A 12,768-nucleotide genomic window follows, 5' to 3' on the forward strand; every position below is an offset into this window, starting at 1 on the left:
TCATTGATTTATTTCAAACTCATTTTTGGACATAAACGTTTTAGAAAAAGCTGTGTTTCAATTTACTTTTTATAAAAGTTTACCTTGCCTCCACTAAATTATAACCGTTACAAACAGACTTCAAAAGACTTAATAGTGATCCGCTCCTCCGCCTAGATCTGTTAATACAGCCATGAACTCAGTGTTGTTTTTTAGATAGTCAGCCGATGGGTAATCCATAAACTGCATACAGATCATTTTTTCTATTTCAGTATCTTGTGCATTGCATTCACGAAAAGCTGCAATCCGATCTTCAAGCGCACGTATTGCGCATACTGCTTCCAAAGTTTTAACATCTTCCTTGAATTCCAATTTGAAATTTGAAAATGAAGCTCGCTGCGCTTCTATTAGCCCAAAAAATAAGTCTCAAATGATCTCAGCTGTTCGTTTTTATGGTTCAGCTGTACTTCAGCCCTAAGCTCTGTATTAGCTTGATTTTGTGGATTTAAGGACTGAATCAGCAATACCAAAGAGACAAAGCTAAGCAGTGGACTAACAAGCTCATTAAAGAAACCACCAAAATCAACCCAATCAGAGGGCTGTTCTGAGAGCTCATACCCCAGATTAAAATAAAACTGGAATACATAAGAAGTAACGACAACAACCATCAAACAGATAGCTGCAATTGAGTACCTATTAAGCATCGATAATACCTTCAACAATATATTTGATTACTACAAACGCCACTTGGAAAAACGCTGAGCGAGTGCTCAGCGTTTTAGTTGTGTATACTTCTATATATCGCCCCTTTATCGTAGGGTTAAAAAGTCACTCGAGCACCTAATGCGTAACGGCTGCCGTACTGACGAGCAAATAGGAATTGCTCTTCAAATCGACCATAGCCTTGCTCAACTTCATTATTAAGGTTTATCCCCTCAAGGAAGACCGTTATATATTCGTTAATATCATAGTTGATACTGGCATCAAGCTGACCAAAATCCTTAGCATACTGTGGTGGCGCATCTGCTGACCCCTTAGATTGGCCTACACCAATAAGGTAACTATCACGCCAAGCATAAGTGAACTTTACCGATAATCCATCTTTCTCATAGAAAGCTTGGAAGTTAGCAGAATTACCTAAACCTTCAAGAGGTTGTTGTTGTGCTAGGCTATAAGGATCAAACTCAACATCTCCATCGACAAATGTGCCATTAGCGCCAAGACCAAACCCCGACTCACCAAACACATGTTGCAACGCTAACTCGATCCCCTGCACTGATTTTTTATTACTGTTTATTGGGCTTGTTAGATCCCAGACAATTAAAGGATCTGAATCTAACGGTACAATCTGACCGTCAGCATTACCATGGCCATTAGTAATCATTTGCGCGAAAATGCTATTTTCATTAACGGAAGTACCTGCACTCTCGAGCTGTGAAATTGCCTCGAGATAACGTGGACTATTGTATACATCGTGCAGTCCGTCGATGGTAGTTTGCGAAGTCGAGCGTGAAACAAAGTTATCGACATCCTTGTGGAATAACCCAATCGCTGCATAACTTGCATCGGCATAGTAGTATTCCAAAGACAAGTCTAAGTTAAATGATTCCAGAGGTAGAAGCCCTGGATTGCCACTTCCCCCTCGACGAGCACCAATTTTAGGGCTACCACTTAAGCTTCTGCCGGCAACCATATCACCCAATAACGGGCGGGCAATGGTTTTGCCTGCAGAAAAACGAACCACTACGTCTTCAATCACTTCGGCGTCAATATCTAACATAGGTAGCCAAACATCATAATCACCAGTTTGGGTAAGATAATTATCATCTCCCCCATCAACATATTTCATGATCCACTCGGTAGGACTCGCCCAAACCACTTGCTCTTCAACTCTTTGTTTAACCGTGCTTGAGGTATCAGTTTGTTCATACCTTACACCTAAATTCACGTTCACACCGACATCACCAATGTCAAAACCCCATTTTGTGTTCAAATATAACGCAAGCAGGACTCAAGCTAAAAGACTTAAACCAGCGGCGTGGTGTCCGAACACAGGTACTCGAACTTGATGTTCAGTGGCAACGACATAAGTGCCGCATGGTGTTGTTTTGGCAAAAGAAAGACAAGCGTTACCTGTGGTGGCTGACTAATTTGCCGCGTGAGGAGTTTAGCTGTAAAGATGTTATGAAACTGTACCGAATTCGCTGGCAGATTGAGCTGCTATTCAAAGAGTGGAAAAGTCACAACAACCTAAAAAAATTTGTTACGCGTCAGCCACATCTGGTCAAAGGGTTGATTTGGGCTAGCCTGCTGAGTTTACTCATCAAGCGTTATATCGGCCGTGTCGCCCAGAGGTTGAAGAAAGTGCGTTTATCTATGTTTAAAATAGCCAAATCTACCCAAGGTTGGTTCGAGCCCATAATGAAATCGTTGGCAAGAAAATCAATAATTCAATTGAAGGCTGATCTGGGTTGGGCAATAACATTTATCATTGCAAACTGCTGTCGAGCCCAACAATCAAAATCTAGGCAAGACAACAGCTTGGAGTCGATATTGGAACATTTAAATGCTTAAGGTTCAGGCTATGAATAACCAATAAGCGAACTTGCTTTCAAATAGAATACTCCTGTCATAGCCCGAGTGAAAGACGCTGGTTTATTATGCGAGCATCAAAGATAGATCAAAATGATTATCTTGTTATTACACATCAAAACATCACTGAAAGAAAACTAATCGAAGAGGAAATGGCTAAATTATCGCGTCTTGATGGTTTAACTAACATCGCTAATCGACGTTTTTTTGATGAATTTTTAGAACATGAATGGTTTAGCTGTAGAAGACTTAAACGACCTCTTTCACTGGCAATTATCGACGTTGATAATTTTAAAATGTTAAATGACACTTATGGCCATCAACAAGGTGATGAGTGTCTAAAATCAATAGCAAATATAACGCCAGGGGACATTGCTGCTAGATACGGAGGTGCTGAGTTTGTTTTATTATTTGGTACCACATCGCTTAAGGAAGCTGAATCATTACTTTATGAGTTTCAGCACACTATTCGCTTATTAAAAAACCTCCCTGAACTCCCTACATTAAGCATAGGGCTTGCATCAATCTACCCTTCGAGTGGAAATGATACCAAAACCCTACTGTGTAAATCTGATGAGCTAATGTACTTAGCAAAGCGTAAAGGTAAAAATCAACTATGTAGTCATTTAATCTCGTCGTAGTTCATAGTTTTCTGAGTTGCCATAGTGTGATTAATAAGCTATTCGACCTTAGCGTCATTTATTGCAAGCGAAACATTATCGTATTTTCCACGAACGCTCACATAACGATGGGAAAAAGTGAGTTGTGCCGACAATTTAGATTAAGGTGTCCAGTTGAATTTATTCGCCTCAGCTCGATAAGTTGACAATTGTTGTGGCTGAATTAGCCTCAAACTCATCAATAGGAATGGGTTTACTAAACAAGTACCCCTGATAATGACGACAGCCTTCCGCTAGCAATATATCGCGTTGTTGTTCAGTTTCTACTCCCTCAGCAATAATATCTAGACCTAAACTGTCAGCCATAGCAATAATAGTCCGCACGATAGCGCGATCATTTTCGTCGACGACAACATCACGAACAAACGATTGGTCTATTTTTAGCTGATCAAGCGGTAGGCGTTTTAGATATTGCAATGAGGAGTATCCTGTTCCAAAGTCATCAAGCGAGAATTGCACACCAAACTTTTTCAGGGCGAGCATGGTCTGAATCGTTGCCTCAAGATTCTGTAATAACATACTTTCAGTAAGTTCAAATTTTAACCGTTGTGGATTAATACCAAACGGCTCAATGAGCGACTCAACTTTTTTGGCAAAGTCGGGTTGGTGGAACTGTTTTGCGCTTACATTAACCGACAAAACAAAATTACGCATGCGTTCTTGTTGTTGCCACAACTTTAGTTGAGCGCAAGCTGAGTTAAGTACCCATTCACCAATTGGTATAATAAGCCCTGTTTCTTCAGCAAGAGAAATAAATTCAATAGGCGATACCAAACCTCGCACTGGGTGATGCCAGCGTATCAGAGCTTCAGCACCCAAAGGCCGATTTGATTTATCTACTTGAACTTGGTAGTAAAGCTGGAACTGTTCACCAGAAATGGCACGACGTATGTCATTTTCAAGTGTAGAGCGAGCATTGATCTGGTCTTGCATTTTTGGGTTGAAAATACATATCGCATTGCGACCATCATGTTTAGCCTGATACATGGCAATATCGGCATGTTTGATTAATACTTCGGGGGAAATATCATGATCGCTAAACATTATGACACCGATACTACAACTGCTATGGTATTCATGTTCTTCAAGCTGATAAGTCTGACTAAGGCTCGATAAAATTTTGTTTGCCACTTTTATTGTATCTGCAGTGGCTTTATCCAGGTCTTTATCCAGTGATTCAAGTAAAACAACAAACTCATCACCGCCAAGGCGAGCAACGGTGTCATGTTCACGTACTGCATCTTGTAAACGCTTCGCAACCTGTTGCAATAAAATATCACCAAATTTATGGCCAAGCGTGTCATTGAGGGTTTTAAAATGATCGATATCAAGGAACAGCAAAGCCCCGTTGTGTGCTGTCCTTGCGCTCAAAGCCAAAGCTTGTGATAAGCGATCCATGAATAAACGTCGGTTAGGTAATGTTGTTAATGGATCATAAAATGCCAATGAGTGGATCTCTTTTTCGGCAGCTTTATTGGCGGTAATATCAGTCAAGGTTGCAACATAATGGGTGACCTGATGCTGATTATTCAAGACGGCAGTGATGGTAAGGTGCTCTGGATAAATTTGACCATTTTTACGTTTATTCCATACTTCACCTTGCCATGCGCCCATTGTGTTAATGCTTTCCCACATAGCTGTATAAAAATTATCATCGTGTCTTCCGGAACTAAACATACGAGGTTTTTTACCAACAACGTCAATAACGTCGTAGCCAGTGATGGCTGTAAATGACTGGTTGGCACGGAGGATAATGCCATTGACGTCTGTTACAAACATGCCTTCTTGAGACTCAAATGCAATGGCTGCAATCCGCATTTCTTGCGCTATTTTTTCACGCTCAGTAATGTCGATAAGCACACAATGGGTTTTTACAAAGTTTCCCTTTGTGTCTCTTTGAATTCGACCATTTAATATCACGGTAATAAGCTGGCCATCTCTCTTTTCTAGTGTTAACTGAGTGCTAACATGGCCCGCTTTTTTAAATGACTTAAATTGGCAAGGAAATTGATCCTGAATTTCATCCATCCAAATTTCACCAAATGTTATTCCTAGAATTTCTTCTCGAGAATAACCCAGCATGTCACAAAGCTGTTCATTAGCATCAATAAAGCGCCCCTCTGCATCTAAAGATTGATAAGCAATGGGTGTTTGTTGAAACAACTCTCTAAAGCGAGATTCACTTTCTACAATCTGTTGCTGTACTTTTTTACGTTCTGTAATATCAGTAAACACGGTGGCAAATTGATTAGCCATTGGTGAAAAAACTGAAATATTAAAATGGCGTTGTAGTGGTTCAAAGTAAACCTCAAAACTATAAGGCTTGCCTGTTTTAACTACCTGAGCATAATTTTCCAGAAAAGGGGCAGGATTTAAGCCATAAACCTCAGTCGCTAATTTACCGCTTGCGTTGATTGATGTTATTCCCGTTTGAGCTTCAAAAGCGCGATTTACCTCGAGTATACGATAGTCTATAGCTTGGTTATTCTCATCGTAAACCAGCTCATGTAATGCTAAGCCCTCGCTCATATTTTGAATAAGTGATTTGAATTTGACCTCACTTTCAAAAACGATATTTTCAGCGTGCCTAAGTTCGGTGAGATTCAAGCCGAAGGCAAAGTTTTGATCATTAAGGGTCGTGAATCCCCATAAAATATTTTTCTTTGAACCGTCCTTGCAAGTGACGATAACTTCCATTGGCTCAATATCTGATTGGGCTTTAATTGCCTGATCAACTTTTAATAACCATTCCTCACTTATTTGATCACGATAGCTTTTATCTGGATAAGCTAAAGGCCACCATGTTGCAGCCGAAGGCACTTCATCGATGGTATAGCCAAATAACTTAGTAAAGATAGGGTTAATGTAGGTTGCGACTTGCTCTACATCAGAAGACACATAGACCGCCACTGGAATACTTTCTATCATGGCTTTGAAGGTCGCTTCGTTTGCCTTTAATGCTTCTCGTGCTTTTATCTTTTCACTTATATCATGGGAAAATCCAATCGTTCCTACCAGTTTACCGAACGAGTCAATTAGCGGGCTTTTGAATGTTTCAGTATAACGAGTCTGACCGTCCTCTATTACAGGCTCTTGTTCAATATGTTTTGTTGTTTGAGTTGATAACACTTCTTCATCATCAAGTTGATAATGCTCTGCTAACTCTTTAGGCCAAATATCAAAATCAGTTTTCCCCAGTATCTGGCTTGCATCAGTCAACTCCAGGAGAACGGCTAATTTCTTATTTATATTAAGATAATGGCCATTAGTATCTTTCTGCCAAATTAAAAATGGGGCATTATCTAAAATGGCTCGTATGCTCGATTCACTTTGCTGTAATGCTGTCTTGGCAAGATAATGCTGCCCAGTAATCGTGAGTAATAATATTTGCAATAACCCGCTGAAAAGTAATCCAATAAGTAATATTTGCCATGCCAAAAGCGTTAGATGAGACTCAATATAATGGCCTGTTGGAATAAGGGTTAATTGCCATGTACGACCACCAAAATCAATATCGGTTTGCCATTGGTATTCTTGATTCGTTGAGCTGGATTTTACATGTGAACTAAATAAAGTTTTGTCAGTATTCAGAGCATGTTTGTCTTCAAGTCGTATTTCTATATCTTCCATCAAACCTTGTGAAAACAGAAAATGCATCATATTTTCTATGCGCACCGAGGCCACGGCAAAGCCAGATATGGCATCTCTCAGTGTATTATTTACAGGTGCGATAACTAATATCGAAGTACTTGGTTCTGTATCTTGAACGAGTTTAATCGGTGATGTTATTGCTAGCTGTCCCGTTTGAAGTACCTGCATGATGGCTTTGAGCCGAACAGGCTCTGAAGCAATATCGAAGCCTAATGCTTGTTTATTGGGTTCAAAGGGCGATATGTAAGTTACAGGTGCATAGTGATCACGGATTTCAGCGCGAACGATATTGCCTTGTACGTCCTTTTCCGTAATTTCAAATGCTGGCATGTCTAATTGTTTAGCTAGCTGAGTTTCAAAGTTTGCTCTTTCAGGGTCAGAAAAATATTTGTTCCAACCGATCCCATGCAAGTCTGGATGTAGGGCGAATAGCTCGCGTGTATAGCTTTCAAATTTAGTAAAGGTGAGATCTGGGTACATTTGCATCAAGTTACTAAGCGATATCACGGTTTCTGTAAAACCACTTAGTTTGCTTTTAATATGATGTTCTAGTCCAATGCCGGTGTTTTGCATTCGGTTATTGATTTGACGGTTTTCACTACTAGCGACATAGAAAAAAATAAGAAAAACCATTAATAATGAAAGTAAAGTGGGAATTATTACAGTCCGCAAGCGATATTTCGCAAGTACCTGATCACGATATAGCAGGATTAGCGCGATAGGGGCAAACACAAGTACGCCAGTCGTGTCACCAATCCACCAATTTAACCAGCTTGATGCAATATAATCCGTAGACATAATGCCAAATAAATATAACGTAATGTTAGCCCAAGTCGATGAGACCAAGCTCGCTAAAGGTGCCGCGAGTGTTAAAAATAGTACAATTTCGCGAAACGTTGTCAGCGCTTTCCAGTTGGTTTGTGAAATGTTTACCAGATACAAGGCGACTAACGCCTGAATACTTGCACCGATTGCAATGAATAGCGCAATAAAAACTGACTGTATCTCGAAGGCTTCACTGCTTCCTGCTACCCAAAGGTTTAGAAAAAATGAACCAAGCCACACTCCTGGTAATAATCGAATTCCGCCATATAGAATTGCGCTAACTGCGATACCTGCTGCAGGAAATATTGCTGTTGCGTAACCAGGCGGCAAAGCAAGCTCTAATCCTGCTATCCCCAGCAAAAAAAAGATAGCAGCGAGAGTTATAACTTGGATTGAAAGTTTTAAGGAAATACTAGCATTAAGTGTCTGCATCAATTATTGATTTCTCCAATTCACAATATTTTAATCATAGAGTACAGAAAATGATTGTTACAATTCAGCTTGATGTTAAAAATGAGCATAGTTATCACTTCTGCGCTTATCAAAGTGATTATGTAACCAGCTGAGGGCCCCAAAGTGGCTTGTAGATACATTTAATTAAATTAAAACGCTCAGATTTACTAACCTTTTAAATGTTGGATGCTGGCAATATCGAAGTAGGGTAGTGTGCTTTTTTAATTTACATACTAACTGATGACTATACCGAGTCGATTTTGCTAAAAAACTCATTTATAGGCATAGGTTTTGCGTACAGGTAACCTTGTCCTATTTTACAATTATTTTCGAGAAGAAAACTCTCTTGCTCAATAGTTTCCAAACCTTCAGCAATAACCTTAAGACCTAAACTATGTGCCATAGTGATAATCGCGACCGTTAATGCTGCATCTTCTTTATCTATAGTTAAGTCTCTGATGAATGACTGATCGATTTTGAGAGTACTAATCGGGAATTTTCTTAAATAACTTAAACTGGAATACCCAGTACCAAAATCATCTAAAGAAAACTTAATTCCCATAGCATTAATGGTATGCATTGTTTCAGCGATATTATTCGGCTCTTTTATAAAGATACTCTCGGTTATTTCAAACTGTAATAACTCCATGTCAAATGTATAGTTATCAATCATTTCAGCCGTATCGATTAGAAAATCATGATGGCTGAATTGAACGGCTGATATGTTTACAGAAATAGGTACGCAGTGTAGTTTGTTTGCTTGTCGGGTATGAATAGCATTCAACACTTTATTTAATACAAACTTTCCAACAGGCAAAATAAGGCCGCAGGCCTCTGCCACAGGGATGAAATCAGCAGGGGAAATAAATCCAATATCAGGATGCTCCCACCTTACTAAGGCTTCGGCACCAATAATTTTCCCAGAGCTCATTTCTATTTGAGGCTGCAAATAAACATCCAACTCATCACCACGTTCAAGCGCGAGTCTCAGTTTACTTTCAATTTCAGAACGTTGAAGTATTTCTTTATTCATCTCAGGCGCATAAAAGACAAATGTGTTTCTACCTTTTGCTTTAGCCTGATACATAGCAATGTCAGCTTGTTTGATAAGCTCTGCAGCAGTTTCAGAATCATTGGGGTAAACGGCAACGCCAATACTAGGAGAGCTATACACTATATCGTTTTTGATTTGATATGACTCAGTTAATAACCCCATCAGTTTTTGGATCACATTTACAATTGCATCTATGCCTGAAACATCCTCAATAATTAAAATAAACTCATCGCCTCCAACACGGGCGACTGTATCATTTTCTCTAACGCCTGATTTTAGTCGATACGCCACGATTTTAAGGAAGTCGTCACCAACATCATGCCCCAATGTGTCATTGATTACTTTAAAATGATCGAGGTCCAAATATAACAGAGCAAAGCTGCGCTCATGACGCAAAGCTGAAAATGTTGCTTGCTCAAGTCGGTCTTTAAAGAGAGTTCTATTGGGCAAACCTGTGAGACTATCATGATAAGCCAAATACTCAATGCGCTGCTCATTTTCTTTTCGCTCGGATATATCGTAGTACATACCGATATAATGAGTAATATTGTCGCTATCATCTTTGATCACATTAATAGTTAACCACTCGGGTAACACTTTACCATTTCTATGTTTATTCCAGACTTCTCCTTGCCAAGCTCCCTCTTTTTTTATCTTATCCCACATTAATGAATAAAAACTTTCCTGATGCTGACCAGAACTAAAAATGTTTGGATTTTTAGACAAAAGGTCACCTGGTTCATAACCCATTAATTTGGTAAAACCTTTATTGACTGAGACTATCCGATTCTTTACATCACAAATAATAATGCCCTGAGAACTTTTCTCAAAAACTGCGGCCGCTAAACGCAGTTGCTCCTCCATAAAAATCCGACTTGTAATATCGATACACAATCCTATATAGCCATCAAAATCACCTGATGAGGAAGTTTTGGTTACACAATTCTCCAGGATAAACCTATATTCACCTTGGCAATTTTTTAGCCTGTATTCTAGTTTAAATGGCTTTTTCTGTTCGAAAGCTGCAGCACGCTCACTTGTAACTATTTTTTCATCTTCAGGGTGCACTAAATCAAAAAAGCCTAAGGTTTGGAGCTCACTCATTCCACGTCCGCTAAAGTCAACTATCTGTTGATTATAAAAATCTACAGATAGTTCAGCATTCGAAGTCCAAATCATGGCCGGAGAGTTATCTGCCATCGCCCGAAAACGTAATTCACTTTGTTGCAAATCAAATGTGCGGTTTAAAACCTTTTTCTCAAGGCTCTCATAGCTGAATTTAAGTTGATTGAGCATCAAGTTAAATGCATTAGTCAGCTGTCCGACCTCATCAAAAGAGTCACTTTTGGGAACAGATAACGCACCAGTAAAATTACCCTCACGTGCAATATTTCCGGTCAATTTGTTTAAAAAAATAATTGGCCCAGCTATTTTTTTTGAGATTTTGCCTGTGATAAAAAACACCAATAAGAGTAAAAGAGGTGTAATTATTATAATAATATAGGTGAGATTATTGAGATAAGAAAAAGCCTTTGCTTCATCTTGGCCAACCTTAAGACTGAATTTAAATGCAGGAAACTCACCAGAGAAATCGGTAAACATCTCGTAATTAATTGAGCTTAATTCTGTATCACCTGTAAAACCATGTTTTAAAGAATAGTTTGAGGTAGTTAGTTCTGCATGAAAATGCTCTTGTAAGTTCTGTACACTCTGATCAAATATATCATCAAGTTTAAGCCAAACGACTAAAAAACCTTCTGTTTGGCGAGTTGGAGGGAATATAATGGGTTTAACTAACAGCAACATTGTGCCTGTTGGATCATTATAAATTGAAGAGACAGGTAAACCAGTGCTAATAGCTTGCTCAATCTCAGGCCTTACTGTATAGCCTGCTTTATTCTTGATGCTATTTGCAGCAATAACCGCACCCTGAAAGTCAGTCAAGACGATATTAACCGGGATATTAAAAAAGTCTTGCTCACTTCGCAAAAAGGGTAACAAATATGACTCTCTTCCCGATGAGTCTACAAGACTATTCATCACCAAAGCGTTAAGTGATAATTTATTAATATTCTCCGTAACTGATTTAAATAAAAACTGTAGTTTGTTGCCAGTTAAGTTGGCTTCATGGTCAATATGCTCGCGAACATTTTCACTAATACTTTTATGCAACAAAGTGTATGAAACAGAACCAATAATAAGAATAACTATCGAGGTAAATATCAGCGAAAAAAACTGAATTTTATGTGCGATACTTATTAATAACCAATGGCGCAAAAAATTTGGAAATAGCGTCATATTTTATTCTATTTTATTAATGGCCAAATACGTACAATAGCATTATCTTTATTATCATACTTAGCCATAAAGACATCCTCCGGACTCAAGGCGTCATGATTTTCAGGACTGAAAGGCTGTTTATAAAACTTTATTAACCCATCGTAATTGATAACTTGCTCAAGCGCGTCTCGAATTGCTAGGCGTTCAGTGCTTCCTGCTAGGTTAATTGCTAGCGCTAGAATATGGGTTAAATCATAGGCATGAGCAATGCCTGTCGGGGATGGCAATTCACGTGCACCTGATACATTAAAAATATCCTGCGCTGCGGCAACTACAGTCTTTGATTTTGGTCTTGCTGCATTGATAAAACTGTATGTTTGCACCACAGAGAAATCGACCTTATGCAATGCTGAACCAGCCATTTCTGGCAATACGCCACCAGTCACGCCCCAATGTGCAACTATAGGCAGTTGTTTTTCTGGCGGTAAACTTACCATCTCCTTAATTAAAATAGCAGCTTCATCAGCATTTGAAACCAGCAATACGGCTTCTGCACCAGCTTGTAATAACGCTTCATATTTGTCTAATAAACTTTTATCATCCCAATTAAACCAGTGTTTATGGACAATTTTTAGTGTTGGGTTATTTTCAACATAGCGTTCAGCCGTGAGAAGATTTCCACGTCCCCAGCTGGTATTGAGCAGAAGCATACCCAATCGTTTAGCCCCCTTAGATTCGGCGTAACGAATCATAGTGGGCATGGCCCATCCATCACTTAGTGAAAGTCTAAAGGCATAATTAGGCGTGGAGCCATTATCAACAATAGCATCTGCAGCTGCCCAAGGATTTAATAGTGGAATTTTTGCTGTTTTTAATGTCGGCAATGCCTCTAAAACTGTCGGGCTGAAGCGTCCACAAAAAATGGCCACTAGATCAGTATACTCTGCAAACTTTTTTATATTATGGATGCTTCGAGCTGGTACGGAATGATTTGCTTTTTCCACAAGTTTTAATGGTCGTCCATCAAGCACCCCTCCTGCAAGATTGATCTCATTGATGGCAATCTGGATGCCACTACTGATCGCTTCAGCCGAAGTGCTGCCTAGGTATCCAAACTCGCCATCCAAACCAATTAATACGGGTTCCTTAGTTGGCTGGATGTCATTTGCATATACAGCAATAGAAAACACGAATAGTAAAATGCTTAGTATCAATTTAGTTCGATATATCATTTTTTATCCTTTGAATAGCAAA

Annotated in this window: 7 protein-coding genes and 1 pseudogene; 2 read left to right on the top strand and 6 right to left on the bottom strand. The window is 39.2% G+C overall.

Translation table 11 applies throughout. The annotated features are described in order from the left end of the window. Positions 1–129: 129 nt before the first annotated feature. The 3 genes and pseudogenes from ORI98_RS02230 to ORI98_RS02240 form a co-directional block, all read right to left on the bottom strand. Positions 130–324: a hypothetical protein gene (locus ORI98_RS02230; protein WP_306134078.1), complete on the bottom strand. Its 195-nt coding sequence runs from the start codon at positions 322–324 to the stop codon at positions 130–132. 62 nt (positions 325–386) lie between these two features. Then, positions 387–683, bottom strand: a complete 297-nt coding sequence (locus tag ORI98_RS02235; protein ID WP_306134079.1) for a hypothetical protein — start codon at positions 681–683, stop codon at positions 387–389. A 116-nt stretch (positions 684–799) separates the two neighbouring features. Continuing rightward, positions 800–1,981: pseudogene (locus ORI98_RS02240) on the bottom strand (TonB-dependent receptor domain-containing protein); the annotation flags it as partial. On the opposite strand from ORI98_RS02240, the gene ORI98_RS02245 reads away from it, so the two are divergent. Beyond that, entirely contained in the window at positions 1,963–2,553 is a 591-nt protein-coding gene (locus ORI98_RS02245; RefSeq protein ID WP_261299242.1) for a transposase, read from the top strand. The pseudogene ORI98_RS02240 and the gene ORI98_RS02245 overlap by 19 nt on opposite strands. Positions 2,554–2,639: 86 nt before the next feature. Next, complete coding sequence (locus ORI98_RS02250) at positions 2,640–3,212, top strand: GGDEF domain-containing protein (RefSeq protein WP_306134080.1); 573 nt, start codon at positions 2,640–2,642, stop codon at positions 3,210–3,212. A gap of 168 nt (positions 3,213–3,380) precedes the next feature. Here the strand turns inward: ORI98_RS02250 and ORI98_RS02255 are convergent, their stop codons facing one another. The 3 genes from ORI98_RS02255 to ORI98_RS02265 form a co-directional block, all read right to left on the bottom strand. Continuing rightward, a complete protein-coding gene (locus tag ORI98_RS02255; RefSeq protein ID WP_306134081.1) occupies positions 3,381–8,159 on the bottom strand; it encodes an EAL domain-containing protein in 4,779 nt (1,592 codons plus the stop codon). A 265-nt stretch (positions 8,160–8,424) separates the two neighbouring features. Beyond that, positions 8,425–11,532, bottom strand: a complete 3,108-nt coding sequence (locus ORI98_RS02260) for an EAL domain-containing protein (protein ID WP_306134083.1) — start codon at positions 11,530–11,532, stop codon at positions 8,425–8,427. A gap of 8 nt (positions 11,533–11,540) precedes the next feature. Beyond that, positions 11,541–12,746: an ABC transporter substrate-binding protein gene (locus ORI98_RS02265; protein ID WP_306134084.1), complete on the bottom strand. Its 1,206-nt coding sequence runs from the start codon at positions 12,744–12,746 to the stop codon at positions 11,541–11,543. Between the last annotated feature and the right edge of the window lie 22 nt (positions 12,747–12,768).

The sequence above is a fragment of the Shewanella sp. ULN5 genome (assembly GCF_030731885.1).
GTDB lineage: Bacteria > Pseudomonadota > Gammaproteobacteria > Enterobacterales > Shewanellaceae > Shewanella > Shewanella holmiensis.

Excerpts from the sequence above, each read along its gene's own strand:
- ORI98_RS02235 (WP_306134079.1), bottom strand. The coding sequence starts at position 683 with ATGCTTAATAGGTACTCAATTGCAGCTATCTGTTTGATGGTTGTTGTC.
- ORI98_RS02250 (WP_306134080.1), top strand. The coding sequence starts at position 2,640 with ATGCGAGCATCAAAGATAGATCAAAATGATTATCTTGTTATTACACAT.
- ORI98_RS02255 (WP_306134081.1), bottom strand. The coding sequence starts at position 8,159 with ATGCAGACACTTAATGCTAGTATTTCCTTAAAACTTTCAATCCAAGTT.
- ORI98_RS02260 (WP_306134083.1), bottom strand. The coding sequence starts at position 11,532 with ATGACGCTATTTCCAAATTTTTTGCGCCATTGGTTATTAATAAGTATC.
- ORI98_RS02265 (WP_306134084.1), bottom strand. The coding sequence starts at position 12,746 with ATGATATATCGAACTAAATTGATACTAAGCATTTTACTATTCGTGTTT.